The sequence below is a fragment of the Mycoplasma sp. 2704 genome (assembly GCF_034863285.1).
GTDB lineage: Bacteria > Bacillota_I > Bacilli_A > Mycoplasmatales > Metamycoplasmataceae > Mycoplasmopsis.
In genome coordinates, this window is record NZ_JAYFFD010000001.1 from 89,158 (window position 1) to 107,425 (window position 18,268).

Here is an 18,268-nt window from a genome sequence, read left to right on the forward strand (position 1 = left end):
TAATTTTAATTTATTTTTTAATTTTTAAAAATCATAAAATTAGCTTATTTTATGGTCTAAATCCATGTTTTTCATTAAATATCTCAATTAAAATAACAAAATTAATTAAAAAATGAGCAGACTTTTAAATCTGCTCATCTAAATAATTTTAATTAATTAATCATCATACTCATCGACGATTTCTTCATCTGATTCACTTGGAAAATCATCTGGCTCGATGTTTCTTGTGAATTTACAGTTAGGGAAGTTTTTGCAAGCAATGAATGGTTGATTTTTCTTGTTATATCTTTTAACTAAGATACCATCATCTTCAGGACAAGTTGTATCCAATTGTTCTAACTTGAATGTGTAAGGTGTAATTTTACCTTGTGCATTATCAAATTCAACAAGGAAGTTATCTCAAAAATCTTGCATAACTTCATTTTTAGTGATTTCATCTTCAGCAATTTGGTCTAATTCTTCTTCAACGTGTGCTGTATAACTTTCATTAATAATATTAGGAAAAGCAGCGATTAAGTTTTGTAAGATAATTTCACCAAATTCAGTAGGATGTAATGCACCATTGTTCAATTCAACAAAACGTCTGTCTTTAACAATTTGCACTGTTGAAGCAAATGTTGATGGACGCCCAACTTTGATGTTATCAAGCGCTTCAATAAGTGTCCCATCATTATATCTTGGTGCTGGTTTTGTTTCATGATCACATAAGATAAACTCATCAACTTTAACTTCTTGATCAATTTCGTAATTTGGATCAACTTGTTCAGATTCTTTACCTGTTACAACATAGTAACCATTAAATTTAATTGTTGAATAAGAATTTTTAAATGTGTATTTATCATTTACATAAGTATATTGAACACTTGTTCTAATTGGTTGCTTAATTAAAGCTTGAAGTGTTGTATCATAGATTAATTTGTAAATTCTTACATCATTATCTTCCATTTTTGGATAGTGAATTTGAACTTGTTCAGGTGTTAATGAAACATCTGATGGTCTAATAGCCTCGTGGGCATCTTGATCTCCACTGAATCCTTTAATTTCATCAGCAATATAATCTTCACCTCACTTATTTTTGATAAATTTATGTGCATCATCAATAAACGATTGAGATAAACGTGTTGAATCTGTTCTCGGGTAAGTAATTAAACCGTTTTCGAAAAGTTTTTTAAGAATGTTCGTTGTTGAATTAGATGAAAATGGTGATTTTTTATATAAAACAGCTTGTTTGAATGGTTGAATTGCTCCAACTTTTCTATCAGAAACTTTTTTGTTAGTTACTTTTAAAACTTTAGGAGCTGACTCAAAGTATTCTTTGATTACATCAACTTCTGAACTGTAAATTCAGTTTTTTCTATCTGATTCATTAGCTTCATTGTGATATGCAGCTAAAACAGGATTCTTATTTAATTTAGCATCAAGAGTAAAGTATTTTTCAGGAATAAATGCTCTGATTTCTTTTTCTCTATCAACTATTAATTTAAGAGCAATTGATTGAACTCTTCCTGCTGTAGGTTGACCTGGTGTATTTTTGAATTTATATCTTAATAAATAAGATAATCTAAATCCAATAATTCTGTCAAGCATTCTACGACTCTTTTGAGCATTAACAAGAGCGTCATCAATAATTGTTGGATTATCTAAGGCTCTTAAAATAGCATCTTTAGTAATCTCATTATATTTAATACGTGAGTATTTTTCTGTGGGTATTTTTAAATAATCAACTAATTGGTACCCTATAGCTTCTCCTTCACGGTCAGGGTCAGTTGCTATATAAACGTGTTCTGCTTCATTTGTTGCTTTTTTAAGCTCGTTGATAATATTTTTCTTTGTATTATCAGCTGTATAAAGAGGTTCTCAAGTATCAAAATCGATACCTAACGAATAAAGACCAGAAATCTTCATTCTAAGGAAATGACCTACAGATGCAATAACACTGTATTCATCTCCAACATATTTTTGAATTGTCTTAACCTTTGTAGGTGACTCGACAATAATTAATTTTTTCTTCAAGGTTGTTGCACTCATATTGGAAAATATATACTTTTTTTAGAAAATCAAAAGCATTTAAATTATTCTGCTTATATTAATTATTAATATTTTAATAATTAGGAAATATAAAAATTTTTACATCACACAACAATAGAACAATCTTTTAAAACTTTAGATTTTTTATATGTTAAAATATACTAACTATGGAATTAACTATGTATAACTCTTTAATGCAAATTAAAAATAAGCATGATGAATTAGAAAAATCTTTACAAGATCAGGAAATAATTTCTGACATTAAAAAATACACAAAAATTAATAAAGAAATTAACTCAATTAAAGATATTGTTGAAGCATTTGATAAATACCTTGAAGCTGAAGCTAACTTAGCAAATGCAAAAGAAATGTTAGGTGAATCAGATGAAGAATTGGTCGCTCTTGCAAAAATGGAAATTAATGAAGCTGAAAAAACAATGGAAGCTTTATCTGAAGATCTTAAAATCTTAATTCTTCCAAAAGATGAAAACGATGAAAAAGACGTTATTGTTGAAATTCGTGGAGCAGCTGGTGGTGATGAAGCTAACATTTTTGCAGGTGACTTATATAGAATGTACACAAAATGAGCTTCACAAAATGATATGAAAACCACACTTTTAGATGCATCAGCATCTGAAGCTGGTGGATTTACTTTGGTTACATTTGCTGTAAAAGGTGACAGACCATATTCAAAACTTAAATTTGAATCAGGTGTTCACAGAGTTCAAAGAATTCCTGCAACCGAGACTAAAGGTAGAGTTCATACTTCAACAGCAACAGTTACAGTTATGCCTGAAATTGATGATGATATTCAAGTTGAAATTAAATCTGAAGATATCAGAATTGACGTTTACCGTTCATCAGGAAACGGTGGTCAATCAGTTAACACAACTGACTCAGCAGTTCGTATTACACACTTCCCGACTGGAATTGTTGTAACTTGTCAAGAAGGTAAAAACCAAATTCAAAACAGAGAAATCGCAATGAGAGTTCTTAAATCAAAACTTTACGACATTGAGTTGCAGAAAAAACAAGCAGAAGAATCAGGTTACAGAAAATTAGCTGGTTCTGGTGCTAGAAGTGAAAAAATCAGAACATATAACTATCCTCAAGATAGAGTTACAGACCATAGAATTTCATACTCTACAAGTTTACTTCCTGTTATGGAAGGAAAACTTAATCCTATTATTGATGCATTACTTACAGAAGAACAAAACGAAAAAATCAAAGAAGCTGGAATTTAATGCCTACAAGAGAAGATTTATTATTAGAAAAAAGAAGATATGGTTTAGAACAAACTGTATCTTCTTTTGAATTAGAACAACTTCAAAAAGGAATGCCAGTTCAAAAAATAATGGGTTATGTTGAATTAGCAGATGTAACTATTGATGTTTCTAAAAAGGTTTTAATCCCTAGATACGAAACAGAAGAACTAGTTATATTAGTTAATTCAGAAAATAAAAAACAAAATTTAGATGTTTTAGACTTATGTACTGGTTCAGGTTTTATTGCAATTGCTCTAAAAAAAGCAAATCCAACTTGAAATATAACTGCATCAGATATAGATTCTGAAGCGATTGAGCAAACTAAAATAAATGCACAAAAAAATGATGTTACAATTAACATCATTCAATCAGATATGTTTGAAAACATCAATCAAAAATTTGATTTAATTGTTTCGAATCCACCTTACATTCAGGAAACTGAAATATTAGATAAATCAGTCACTGATTGAGAACCACTTCACGCATTATATGCAAAAGATGATGGATTTTATTTTTATGATCTAATAATTAACAATGCAGAAAACTACTTAAAACCAGGTGGAAAAATCTATTTTGAAATCAATCCATTTCACATTAAATATTGAGAAAAATTACAAGAAAAATATAAAATTACTATACATAAAGATATGAGTTCTAAAAACAGGTTTGCTGTTATAGAATTTGACTAAAAGGAGAAAAAATGAAAAAAACAGTATTAATTGTTATTGATGGTTTAGGTTTAAGAGAACAAACACAAGGTAATGCATTTGCATTAGCTAACACACCAACATTTGATAACTTATTTACAAATTATCCAAATTCACTTATTCAAGCTTCAGGTCAATATGTAGGATTACCAGCAGGACAAATGGGAAACTCTGAAGTAGGACACTTAAACATTGGAGCTGGAACAGTTGTTTACACAGGGCTTTCATTAATTCAAAAAGCTCTTGATGATAATACATTTAAATCAAATGAAGCTTTTGTAACTGCATTTGATGATGTTAAGAAAAATAATTCAACATTACACTTAATGGGGCTTTTATCACCTGGTGGAGTTCACTCACTTGAAAACCACTTATTTGAATTAATTGAAGCAGCACACGAACACGGAGTTAAAAATGTTTCAGTTCACGTTTTTGGAGACGGTAGAGACGTTGCTCCTAAATCAATTATTCCTTCACTTGAAAAATTAGTTGCATTATGTGACAAATATGGATACCACATCGCATCTATTTCAGGAAGATTTTATGCAATGGATAGAGACTCAATGTTTGATAGAGTTGATAAAGCATACGATGCTATTTTAGGTTTATCAGATGTTAAATTTAACAATGTAATTGATTATGTAAACAAACAATATGCAGAAGGAATTACAGATGAATTCTTTGTACCTGCTATTAATCAAACACTTCCAAAAAGTGACTTTGTAAAAGATCACGATTCAATTATCTTCTTTAACTTCAGACCTGACAGAGCAAGACAATTAACACACTTATTTATTGGTTCACCATTATATCCAAACAAACCAGCTCATCCAGTTGTAATTAACAAATTTGTCTCAATGATGAAATATGAAGGAATTGACACAATTGTTGCATTCAAAGAAATGGAAATCAATATGCCAATTGGTAGAGTTTTAGAATTAGCTAACTTAAATCAATTAAGAATTGCTGAAACTCAAAAATATGCTCACGTTACATACTTTATGGATGGTGGAAACGATATTGAATTTAAAAATTCAAAACGTATTATGGTTGACTCACTTAAAGTTGAATCATATGCTGATGCACCAGAAATGTCTGCAGAAGGAATTACAGACGAATTATTAGCAAATGCATTAAATTATGATGTAACAATTATGAATTACGCAAACCCTGATATGGTTGGACACACAGGGAACTTAAAAGCAGCTATCAAAGCAGTTGAATTCTTAGATTCACAAATTAAAAGAGTTATTGAATGAGCTGAAGCGAATGATGTTACAGTATTCATCACAGCTGACCACGGAAACGCTGAAATCACAGAAGATGAAAATGGTAAACCAGCTACAAAACATACATCAAGTCCAGTTATGTTAATTTGTACAGATAAAAACGTTAAATTAAAAGATGGAAAATTAGCTAATGTTGCACCTACTGTTTTAGATTACATCAATATTTCTAAACCTAAAGAAATGGATGAAGAATCTTTATTAGTTAAATAATTAAATTAAAAAAGTTTAATTAACTACTCTATTGTTATGTCTATAATTAGATATACTCAGTAAGCTTAATAAAACTTTTACGCCTATATAACACACTTAAAAGTACATTTAGCACAAATCTTAAAGGTACTAAATGTACTTTTTATTTGATTAAATTAGTTAATTTTAGTGCTTAATCACAATAACAAAAACAGAAATAATTCATATAAAATTTACACACAAAAAATAGAATAACTATTTTGATAAATAAAAGCTAGACTAAAATAAAATAAAATACTTATAAAATAAAATTTTAATTTTATTTTAGTAATAAACAAAAAGAAAGGATGATTATGGCTGACAAAAATAGAAAAAGAAAATTCATTATTGGTCTAATACTTGGTGGTGTTGGTGCTGCAGCATTAATTGGTACTGGAGTTGGATTAGGATTAAGCAAAAAAGAAGCTCCCACTCCTGCTCAACCAGTTGACAAGCAACCTGCTAAAAATATTGTTGCTAATTTATCAAACTTAACTCAAGTAAAAAAAGATGCAATTTATAAACAAATTAATGATACTGCTGATAAAACTACAATTGATAATATTGTAAACAACTCAAGAGACTTAAATGAATTAGCTGCTAAATTAAATGAAGCTAACGAAAAGCAAAAATCTGAAGCATACACAAATGCATCAGCTGAGCAAAAACAAAAATTTAACGAAGCTAAAAAGGCTCTTGAAGATGCTATTGCTGCTAAAACTGATTTAACTACACCGGTTGAAAACAAACAAAGCTTAATTGATGCATTAAATGCTGCTAAAGAAAAATTAAGTTCATCTACTTCATCAGAACAACCTACTAACCCTGGAAATAGTGATGGTGGTGCAACAGGTGAAACAAACCATGGAGAAAATCCATCTAATCCAGATCAAGAAAATCCAAGTTCAGGTGAAAGTGGAGGAAGCAATGAAACCCCAAGTAACCCTAATGGAGATGAAGGTTCAACAGGTTATGAAGAACCAGCAACTGGAGAAGAAACCCCATCACAACCTACTACATCAGAAAGAATTCTAGAACCTGAATATCCACCAGTTGATATGTTAAGCGAAGAAGAAACAAACCGTTTAACTGAAAATGCTAAATTCACAATCACAAACCAAGGTTACTTCCCAGAAGAAGGTAAACCAGTTGTATTACAATTTGTCGCTGGAAATGAAGAATTAAAACCAGAACAATTCAAATGATATTCAAATGATAGTGAATTTAGTGTTACTGATAAAGGTACTTTAGAAGTATTTAATAACCAAATCGGTATTGATTCTAACTTCGAACTTGAAGTTATTGGAACATACAATGGTAAAAAATACGTTAAGAAACTTAATGTGGAAATGGTTCACAAAGTTAACCCATTACAAAATGTAAAATTAACTGCATCAAATGATGGATTATTAATAAATAACGCAGCTACAGTTACAGCAAGTAATGTTGATGGCGTAGATTGAGCTAACTCATCTTGATACAGATATACAACATTAATTGAAAATGAACATTCAACTACATTAAATGTAAACAGAGATGGAGACTATTCATTAGTAGTTAAAAATTCAGCTGGTGTAATGTGAAGATTAAAACCAGTTACTATTTCAGCATTACCACTTGCAAATAATACTCAACCATTCAGATCTTTACTTTCAAACAGATTAGACATTGTTTCATATACAGACAAAATCATTGATAGAAAAACCAGACCTTCAATCCAAAAACAAGTTTACGATACAAAATTAAACCAAATGTATTCAAGTTATGGATTCAGATACCCTGGATACGATTTTAACTACGAAAAAGATAACAGAAACTTTGCTGATCGTGCTTTCTTTGAAGTAAATGGTAAAAAACTTAGTATGGGTGAACTTGTTTACAACGAAAGAGTTGAAGGTGTTATTGGTGTAGATGGTTTCACAGGTGAAGGTGCACGTAAATATAGTGATGCAAACTTCATTAAAGAAGAAATCGCGAATAACCGTCTTAAAAAACACCCTGCTGCAGATAAATGATTCGAAAGAGTAGTTACAGATGAAACTCAAACAGTTACAAAAGAAATTTCAATCAACACATCGATGACAGGATACAACGTTATTGGTTTATATGCTCCAGCTGGAGAAGTTATTGAATTTGAAATTAGTGAAGACACATATAAAATTCTTAAAGAATTATATGGAACACCAAATGAAACTACAGGTATTTACAGTGAAGTTCCGTTTGATTTCTATGTAAACAAAAGCTACTGAGACAACTACCCAGCAGACAACACAGGGAAAATTTCTAACCGTTACCCATTTGTTCTATCAAGATTTAGATTTAGATTTAACGAAATTGACCCAGTCACAAGAAGAGTTAAACTTGGTTCACCATTTGGTGGAGCATTATCAATTAACGTTGGTGTAACTCTTAGAGATCAAAATGGTAACCCTGCTCCATTTGACGTTAAAGTTTATAATGCAGTTGAACAACTTCACTATGTTTATGGACAAACAACAAAAGCAGAATGAGATGCACAAATGGCCGCTGTTAAAGCAGGTACAATTAATGCACCTATTATGACAATTCAATCAAACTACACAGGTATAGCAATTCCTTATACATCATCAAGTGCTATTGCTCATGTTAAATTTGATGATATTATCTTCCCTGAAGAAAAAATGCACAAATGAGACAGTTTCTATGAAATGTCATACTTCTGATTCGACTACAACGCACCTAAGTTAGCACTTAACTACTGTGATGACGTTTGAGGAGGAGCTGGTGCTTGAGGTGGTGGATACAATCTTTGAGCTCCAATCGGATGAGCATCACCTTACTTAAAGGGAGCTTCTGACTTTGGATTTGATGATTGAGGAAACTACCACGAAATTAACCATAACTTTCAACCTCACCAAGATCCATTCAATGTAAGAGACCATGGATGAACAAACATTCCATCAGTAATTAACTTATCATTTATTAATGATAAAACAAGACTTCGTGGAATCACAAACCCATCAGGAGACTTTGATGTATACTGAGCTAGATTAGCTAACTCATATTCAATTAACCAAACAAAAGCTGACTGATACGCACTTTACTCAAATATGATTTACACATTAGGACCGGTTAACTTTATTGAATGAGTTAAATCATCAGGAAGAAATGGTTTATACGATAAGAAATTGAAGACAACTTGATACTTATCTAAATACTTCAAATTAAACTTCTACTACGCATTAAAACAATACGCAAGCACAATTGAATCATTACAACGATCAGTACCAACAGTTGATATTGCAAACGACCATAAACCAGAATTTGATGCAGCTATGGCTGAAGCTAATAAAGCTACAGCTGAATTTAAAAAAGTTCAAGCTGACTGAAAAGACTGAAGATTTGAGGGAAGTAAAGAAATTGATCCTAATGGTTACTATGGATATAATGATGCTGACAGACCTCGAAACTTAACAGAAATGGATAAACAATGAGCTCAAAAAGAAAGAGACGCCATTGCTAAATTAAAAGCAACTGGAGATAAAATCAATGAGCTTATGGCTAAATATCCAGATCAAGAAAACATCGAAAGAATGCTTGATATGTTCCAATGACCATCATTTGATTTTGTCGCTAACGTTTTTGCTTGTGGTCAATTCTTATACAACAGTGAGCTAGACAGATTTGAATATACTTCAGATACAGCTCCAGCTTACCAAATTCCAGCAGGACAAGACTTTACATTTGACTTTGCTAATGGAATTAACTCACTTAACTCTAACTTTAGAATTAAAGAACTTAAATTCCCAGCAAGAACAAAATTAGGTGGAAGTTTAGAATTTGATTCATCAGATCCTACAAGAATGAAAGTTATCTATAGAGCAAATCCAGATAAACTTGCAGAAATTGATGAATTTGATATGGAAGTTATTCCGGCTGACTTTGAAAACAAACCAAAAAGATATGTACCTGCTTACAGATACAAAATTAAACTTAGAAACGTAGTTAATCGTCCAATCTTAACAACTTACCAACTTACAGATGTTCAAGTTAACGGATTAAGAACAATTTCACAAATTATGAACTACGTTAAAACAAATAACATTCAACCAAAAGATACTTTTGTTGAAGACTTTGAACAAAGAAAACTTCAAAATCCATTCACAGGTAAAAAACAATTAGTTGAATCTAAGGCAAAATTCATCGCACCTGAAACAGGATCATATAATATTAAAGCTTACTTCTCTAACTGAGGATACATTAAGATTGGTGATGCATTCGAAGGTGAAATTAACTCATCAAATAATGCACTAAAAGAATTTGGTACAGTAACATTACAAAAAGGACAAGTTTACGACCTTACAATCGCTGCTTGAAATGATATTGCATACTCAAGAAGAACATTCTGATTGGAAAAAATCAATGATACAGGTTCAAATACAATCTACGAAATTAACAACTATGCATTAAGTCCAAATCTTCCAGAAGATTGATACGATACACCAAAAAAAATCCAAGAATTATTAACTGGTGAACAATGACAATACAAACCAAGATTTATGCCTACTGATACTAAGAGCGACCTTCAAATTACAAAATTCGCTGGTTCATCTCAAGTTACAAACCCTGTTGCATTAAGCATTAGAGGACCTTCAAATCGTTATATTAATGGTAATACAGACTATAAAGCAATTTACGATCAAATTTACAACACAAAAATTGAAACTTGACAAACAGATAAATTAGACTTTAATATCAAGTTCCAAAAACCTGCCACATTAAGCTTTATGGATATTATTGCTAAAGCTGACTTCCAAAAACAATACCGTCCAACTCATTACACAATCGAACTTAAGAGAACTGAAAAAGTTGAAGTATTCGAAGGTGAATTTATTGATATGCCGGTTGTGTTCAAAACATTAAACTTTGTAGTTGACCCTACAAAAGATACAGAAGGTCTTCCATTAACTAATAGATTAGACTTTGGTGCTATTTATGATGGAATTGAAGAAGTTCATATTACAACAATGAGAGAACCGATCAATGACGACGAAAAAACAAGAAAGCTTAAAGTTACAATCATTAGAGAAATTAAATTTGGTCTTGATACTCAAAACAAGAGAGTATTACCAATTAACAACTCTGAAATTCAATTCTATGGAACATCTTGAGAATTTTTAACAAACGAAAATGATCAAATCAACAACGCAATCAATGGTGTTTCAGCTAAAGTTTCAAAAGCTAACGAATACTTTGAATTTACATTCAACTCAGACGCTATTGACTTATTTGGAAAAACAGGGCCAAATATGTCATCATTTGACGTATACATCGATGATGAATTAGTTCTTGAAAATGTTTCAGCAGTTACAACTGAAGAAACATACAACCACTGTTTATTAACATTATTTACACCTGAAAAATATGACTTAACAAAAGATCACAAAATGAAGATTGTAAATAAAGAAAATAAACCATTATTCTTTAACTACATTTTAACCAAATAAGATGTAATCACATAATTTAGAAGATACCTTATGGTGTCTTCTTTTCATTTACTTTTTTTGACAAAAAATAAAAGAAAAAACCTTCACCACTAGAATGAAAGTTTAAATTTAAAAATTATTTATTTACGTTTTCTACGTTTTTTGTAGAAGACAAATCCAGAGATTGAACCAATTAATGCAAGTAGTCCTGATACACCACCTGCAATTGGACCAACTAAGTTTGAACCACTACTTGTGTTTTCTTTTTTATCTTCTTCTTTAGCAGATTCTTCAGGTTTAGTTTCTGGTTTAACTTTACCATTAAGGGCTTCTGTAGCTTTTTGAAGTACAACTAATTTTTCAGATAAATTAGGAATTTCTGTAGTAAAGTCTTCTTTTGCTTTAATTTCTTCAAAAGCAACTAATGCATTATCAAATGCATCTTTAAATTGTTTATCAGCTTGAATGTATTGCGTTGTTTCTTTCATCGCTTCAGCATTCTCAATAACATCAAATGCACTGTTAACTTCTTTTACATTATTTTTAATACCTTTAATTTTAGAAACTTGATTTAAGCTATTTACTGCTTTTTTAGCAACTTCTTTTTGAGTATCTGATAAGTTTGAAGCAGCTTCGATAGCAGTAAGCGCTTCTTCTTTAGCTGTTTTCAATCTATCAGCACCATTGAGAGCATCGTGAGTTAATTTTAATGTATCTAACTTGTTATCTAAGTTAGGATATAGTTCATCAAAGTCCAGTGTTGTTGTTAAGTTGTTTAAAGCAGTAACTGCATCATCAAATACATCTTGGTTTGAAGCTTGAGTGTATTTGATTTCTGATTCAATTCCTCTAGTAGATTCAACTTTAGCAATCGCTCCATCGATGCTTGAAGCATTTGAAACTACTTTATCAATTCCTGCTTTATCTGATTCAGCTTCTACTAATTTGATAGCTTTTTCTTTTTGAGTTTCTGATAATTTAGGTAATGAGTTAATTTTAGCTATAGCATCTTCTTTTTGAGTTTCAAGTAATTTTTCTTCAACATCAGCAATTGATGTTTTAGCTTCAACTTCATTTTTAGCAGCATCTTTTTGAACTGATGATAAGTTTTCAAGTCCCTCAATAGCTTTAATTACTTCACCTTTTGCAGCATCTAATCTATCTTTACCATTTAATGAACTCTTAGCTTCAGATACAGCTTGTAATTTAATATCTAATTGGTCAAACGGTGTTTCAAAGTCTGTGTAGCTTGATAATCTATCTAATGCAGTTATAGCATTATAAAAGTTTTCTTTAACATCATCTGATGCTTGTTTGTATTGAATTTCTTCTTTTATCACAATTTCATCATTAAGTGTTCCAATACCACTATTAACTTTTTCTACATTAGCAACAATTGCATCAATTTCATCTTTAGTTGCTTTTGAGTTAATTAAAGCTTTAACAGCTGGTTTTTGCACATCATCTGATAAGTTTGATAATGAGTCAATTTTATTTGATGCATCTTGTTTTTTAGCATTTAATAATTTATCAGCAACATTAGCAATAGTTGTTTGTTTTTCAACTTCAGTTTTTGCGTCTCTTTTCTCATCATCTGATAAGTTAGGTAATGCATCAATAGCAGATTTAGCAGCAGCTATTGCAGCATCTAAGTTTTGTTGACCATCAAGTGAGTTGATTGCATTTTTCAGTTCTTCTGATTTGTTTGTGATTTGGTCAATTAGATTTGTTCTAAAGTCCATAATTGACTCAACACCTGATAAGTTGTCAAACGCTGTTTGAGAAGCTTGTTTTTTATCTGCAGGTGTTGTTGATGCTTCTGTAAATTGTGGTTTTAATTTAACATCATTAAATCTTTGAACTTGTTCGATAGCAACATCAACATTTGTTGCATTTGTAACAATGTTTTTTGCTCTTTGAACTGTTGTAGCAGCATCGATTTGACTATTTGCTTCTCTAATTTGTTCTTCTAATAAGTGTGTTAATTTAGTCAATTCAGATTTTGCAGTTTGTCTTGCTGCTTTTAATTCGATTAAAGCATTATTAAGTTTTTCAGCATTGTTTTTAATATCTGCAACTTCTGAAATTGAGTTAGCTGAAGTTATGCTATTTGCAAAAGTATCTTTTTGTTCATTTGATAATTCACTTAAATTAGAAATGAAAATGTTAGCTTGTTCTTTTTCTTTTTTAAGTCTGTCTAATCCATTCAAGTCACCTTTTGAATTCTTAAGAGCTATAACATTTGCATCAAAGTTAGCAGGTAATGTTGAAAAATCAGTTTGCGATTTTAATGGTAATAAACTGTCCAATATAGTATCAAAGTTTGTTTTTCTAGAACCTTCAGCTTCAGTGTAGTTTATTTTTGATTTTTCATATTCAGCTTCTTTAATTTTTGGAAGTGCAGAATCAACTTTTGAATAGTTTCATTGAATTGCATCAATTTCAGTTTTTGTAGTTTTATTATTAATTAATTCAGCTGCTTTTTCTTTTTTGGTTTGTCCTAAGTTAGATAATGAATTAATTTTGTTGATTGCATTTTGTTTTTGAGCTTCAAGTAATTTTAAATTAACTAAATTAATTGTGTTAGCAGCATTGATTGCATCTTGTGCAACTTTTATTGGTTCTCCAGTTAAATTAGTTAATTTATTCAACTCATTTAATGCAGTTGTTCTTGCAGATGATAGTTCAGAATCACCATCAAGATCCTTGATAGCGTTTTTTAAGTTAACTGTTAATCTATCAATATTAGAAATTGTTCTTGTAAAGTCTGAATTTGATTTGATATTGTCTATTGCACTTTTAGCAGAATCAAATGTTTGTTTTTTATTCTTTGCAGCTTCTGTATATGCTGGTTGATTTAATTTCGAATCAGCAATTGAAAGTTGTTCTAATGCAGCATTTAATTTTGTAGCATTAGAAACAATTAAATTTACATCATTTACAGTTTGCGCATTACTAATAGAGGTTTTAGCAGCTGGTTTTTGAACATTGTCTGATAAGTAAGTTAACTTATCAATATTTTTATCAGCATCTGCTTTTGCAGTATCTAATCTTCTTTGACCATCTAAGTTGTTTTTTGCTATCTGCAAGTTCGGTATTGCAGTATCAATATTCTCAATTTCTCTATCAAATGTATTTGAATTTTTAACTGTATTAGCAACTATTTCTGCATTATCATAAGCTTTTTTAAGATCTGTCGATGCTTCTATATAGTTAATTGATGACTTTACAGAATCAAAATTCTTGAGTTGAGCATTAAAGTTGTTTAATTTAATTACATTTGAAACTATTGAATTCACCGCAACTCTATTTGCACATTGTTCAATTGAAGTTTTTGCACTTGATTCTTGTGTATCAGTTAAGTTAGATAAACTATCAATTGTTTGGTTAATAGCTTGATGTTCAAAATTATTTAATTGCTCAACTGCATTTTGCAATGCAGTTGCGTCTGCATAAGATCTTTTTTGGTTAAGTTCGGCAAATTTTTGATCAATAACGCTTTGCTCTAAATATTTAGATGACAAAATAGATTGTCTAATTGAATCTAAATTAGATTGTCCATTTAACATTGAAATAGCAGATTGCATACGTTGTTCAATATCATTAATTTTTATTTCTTGAATTTCTGAAAGTGTTAATTGCTCATTAATTTCAGTAATTAATTGATCAATTTTAGTTGCTCAACCACTATTATCAAGTAAGTAATTGATTTGTGTTTTTTGTTCTTCACATTTTTGTAATGCAGCTCTTAATCTTTCTCTATATAAGTTTTGGTGATATTGTTTTTTCAAGTCTTCAAGTGATTTAATAATTTTAGAGCATTTATCATAATGAGTTTGTAATCTGCTTTTTACATTCGCAAAATCAATAGTTGCATCATTATTAATTGTTTCTTTGATAATAACTTGAATAGATTGAATATTTTGGTTAAGTTCTGCTTTTTTATCTTGGTAGTTAATTTGTAAATTATCTAAATCTAAGTCAGTAACTTTTTGATTGAATAGTCCTAAATAATCCTGAAGATCATTCAAGATTGTTTTTAATCCAGCTAATTTATTTTTCTTCTTGATGTAAATGTTAAGAACATTTTGATATTCAGGTAATTTAGGAATTGTTGTAATTACATCTTGAAATGCTTGATAACTATCTTCTGATAATTTAGATTTGTCAGCAGTTGTTATAAAACTTAATTGAGAATTTCTAAATGGAACTGATGATTTAAATGTGTTTATATCCGTTTTAAGAGCTTCATAAGCATTTTTTAAGTTTGTGATTTTCTTTTGAACTTCAGTTTTATCTGAATCAAATAAGTCAGCTCATTCACCTCTTTGGTCAGTCATTGGTTGAATGATATATGAATTAGCTACACTTACAATTTCATTTTGAATATGAAATCTAATGAAATTTTGGTAAGTTGTATTAGCAAGAGTATCTGAATATGCCACATAACTTCTCCCTATGCTAAGAAGTTTATTTACATATTCTTGATTTCTAGAAACCGTAAGTGTTCCTTCAACATTTAAAATTCTTTTTGGAGTTGGATAGTAAATGTTTGTTGGAGTTTCTTTGTAGAAAACTAATTTGATTGAATCACCTAAAACAAATTTATTAGCTAACTGAATTCTTGTATTTGTATCAGTTATCTTTTTCTTTTCTAAAAGATTATTACCTTTGTAAACTTCAACAAAGTAATCTTTCATCGGTTGGTTTAATTCAATAATCGATGTATTGTCAACTAATTTAGTAACAGGAATCGCATTTAATTGTCTTCCTAAAATTCCACGTTTAATTACTCTTTGACTATACATATAGTTTTTACGCACTATAGCTAATGCAAGGGCATCTCCAGGGAAATCCATTGGCACAATTCCTAAATGTTCTCATTGATCTTCTTTTTGTTGAAGTTTTTTAACAAGTCATTTATTTAAAGCTTTGCTAGTTCATCAAGGTTGCTCACCATTAGATCTTGAAAGGAAGTTAGTCATTATGTCATTGTGAAAATCATTTAGATCTTGATACATGTTTGCCATAGACTCAAATGTTCTCATCTTTACATCTTCTGTTGAATCATATGTATCTTGTCAAATATTTCAGTTATTGCCGTGATCAATGAAAATTCCATAGTTATTATCTGAATAAACTTTGTGGTGAAAGTTATTTACAACAAAAACTTTACCTCTTAGTTCATTAAGTGTTGGGTTCAGATTATTATTACGAGAATCATTTTTGAAGAGAAAATCTTTGAATTTATAAAGATTATCGATTATTGAGTTTCTTCATTTTATACAATCTGTAGCAGATAAATTGCCAACATCTACATTTTCATCTTTTATACGTAAAATGATTGTTTCACTTGAGTGTGCAGTTAAGAATTTTTTACACTCATCTAACACATTTTGTAGATATAAGTTATTCGAATATGCTCCACCGTGATTAACTAAATTGTTTCTATCTAAACGAATATCAAAATAACGAATACCCATTTTCAATTGGGTAGGTAAATTTTTGTACTGTGTTCTAGCTCAAGCAGAACCGAAAAATCATTTAACACCTCTACCATCATACATACCACTATCGTGAGTTCCTGGTATAGAAAGCTCTGAAAGCAATTTATCCCCATCAACATCAGCCATTCAATCACTTAAATTCAATTGTGTTTGTGTATCATCTGAATAAGCTTTATTTTCATCTGTTCAAGAAACACTTTGTTGAACAATTCCTGAAATTGCAGTCAATGAAAGAATCGGAGCTGCTCCGAGAGTTAAACTTGTTATTAATTTCTTAATTCTTTTTTTCACAAATGTACCAACTAACTTAAAATTTGATTAATACTAATAAATTTATAAATAAATTTATTTTATTTTATCTGTCTATTTTAACAAATTCTAAACATTGTACACAATGTCTGATTGTTAAATTTCAAGATTTATTAGCTTATTTAAATTTGATTTACATTTTTTTACTTTTAAGTCTAGTAGACTATTATAAAAGTAAAAAAAATAAGATGCAATTGCATCTTATAAATATGATTTTTTGATTGGGAATTTTTTAGTTAATTCTAAAACTTCTTGTTTAAGTTCATTTAGTTTATCAATTCCATTTTCTGAACTTAACATTTCATAATTTCTAAGTGTGTAATCAATTATGTCGGCTAATTTATCTCATTCTGTGAAATCTCTACTTGTCATAGCAGCAGTTCCGATTCTGATACCACTTGCTACAAACGGTGAAAGTGTATCGAATGGAATTGTGTTTTTGTTTAATGTAATGTTGATTTTACCTAAGATTTCTTCAGCTTGTTTACCGCTAATGTTGTATGTTGATAAAACATCAATCATAAATAAGTGATTGTCTGTTCCACCTGAAATAATTTTTGCACCTTTGTTAATGAAGTTATTACAGAACTTAGTTGCATTTAATCTAATGTTTTTTGCATATTCTTTAAACATAGGTTGCATAGCTTCATAAAAGCTTACAGCTTTTCCAGCTATAGCGTGGAATAATGGCCCACCTTGGTATCCAGGGAATACTCATCTGTCGATTTTTTTAGCAATTTCTTCATCATTAGTCATAATTATTCCACCTCTACCTCCACGTAATGTTTTATGTGTTGTAGAAGTGATAATATCTGCATAACCAACTGGCGATGGGTGTTCTCCAGCAGCGACAAGTCCTGCAATGTGAGCTATATCAGCAAGTAATTTTGCACCACATTTATCAGCGATTTCTCTGAATTTAGCAAAGTCAATTGTTCTTGAGTAAGCTGAATAACCACAAATAATTAAGTGTGGTTTTTCTTTTAAAGCAAGTTCTAAAATTGCATCATAATCTAAAATTCCATCTTTACCTAAATCATATGAAACTGATTCATAGAAAATTCCACTAAAACTGATTTTGTACCCGTGTGTTAAGTGTCCACCTGAACTAAGTGAAAGCCCCATAATTTTTCCACCACTAGGTACAACTGATGCAATAGCAGCAGCATTTGCAACTGAACCTGAATAAGGTTGCACGTTAGCAAATTTAACACTAAAAATAGCTTTTAATCTATCAATAGCAGCTTGTTCAACTACGTCAACATTTTCACATCCACCATAATATCTTCTATTTGGGTAACCTTCACCATATTTGTTTGTTAAAACACTACCTTGAGCTTTAAGCACATCTTCTGAAACATAGTTTTCACTAGCGATTAATTCAATGTGATCTTCTTGTCTTTTTAGTTCATTGTTAATTGCATCTTGAACTAATTTATCTTTTAAACTAATATCTGAATACATAGGTCT

Annotated in this window: 7 protein-coding genes; 4 read left to right on the top strand and 3 right to left on the bottom strand. The window is 30.2% G+C overall.

Going from position 1 to position 18,268, the window contains the following annotated elements:
- Positions 1-156 precede the first annotated feature (156 nt).
- The gene (gene topA, locus VBM90_RS00205) at positions 157-2,028 is read right to left on the bottom strand and encodes a type I DNA topoisomerase (protein WP_323176402.1); all 1,872 of its coding nucleotides are present in this window, start codon (positions 2,026-2,028) and stop codon (positions 157-159) included.
- A 179-nt stretch (positions 2,029-2,207) separates the two neighbouring features.
- On the opposite strand from topA, the gene prfA reads away from it, so the two are divergent.
- The 4 genes from prfA (at position 2,208) to VBM90_RS00225 (ending at position 11,003) form a co-directional block, all read left to right on the top strand.
- Positions 2,208-3,272 carry a peptide chain release factor 1 gene (prfA, locus tag VBM90_RS00210; RefSeq protein ID WP_323176403.1) on the top strand — a complete coding sequence of 355 codons (1,065 nt, stop codon included), beginning with the start codon at positions 2,208-2,210 and terminating at the stop codon, positions 3,270-3,272.
- A complete protein-coding gene (gene prmC, locus VBM90_RS00215) occupies positions 3,272-3,982 on the top strand; it encodes a peptide chain release factor N(5)-glutamine methyltransferase (protein ID WP_323176404.1) in 711 nt (236 codons plus the stop codon). Before prfA ends, prmC begins: the two co-directional genes overlap by 1 nt.
- A gap of 11 nt (positions 3,983-3,993) precedes the next feature.
- Entirely contained in the window at positions 3,994-5,499 is a 1,506-nt protein-coding gene (gene gpmI / locus VBM90_RS00220) for a 2,3-bisphosphoglycerate-independent phosphoglycerate mutase (RefSeq protein ID WP_323176405.1), read from the top strand.
- 332 nt (positions 5,500-5,831) lie between these two features.
- Entirely contained in the window at positions 5,832-11,003 is a 5,172-nt protein-coding gene (locus tag VBM90_RS00225; protein ID WP_323176406.1) for a M60 family metallopeptidase, read from the top strand.
- Positions 11,004-11,122: 119 nt separating this feature from the next.
- On the opposite strand, the gene VBM90_RS00230 is transcribed toward VBM90_RS00225, so the two are convergent.
- Complete coding sequence (locus VBM90_RS00230; RefSeq protein ID WP_323176407.1) at positions 11,123-16,780, bottom strand: phosphatidylinositol-specific phospholipase C domain-containing protein; 5,658 nt, start codon at positions 16,778-16,780, stop codon at positions 11,123-11,125.
- Positions 16,781-16,999: 219 nt separating this feature from the next.
- The gene (glyA, locus tag VBM90_RS00235) at positions 17,000-18,262 is read right to left on the bottom strand and encodes a serine hydroxymethyltransferase (protein ID WP_323176408.1); all 1,263 of its coding nucleotides are present in this window, start codon (positions 18,260-18,262) and stop codon (positions 17,000-17,002) included.
- Between the last annotated feature and the right edge of the window lie 6 nt (positions 18,263-18,268).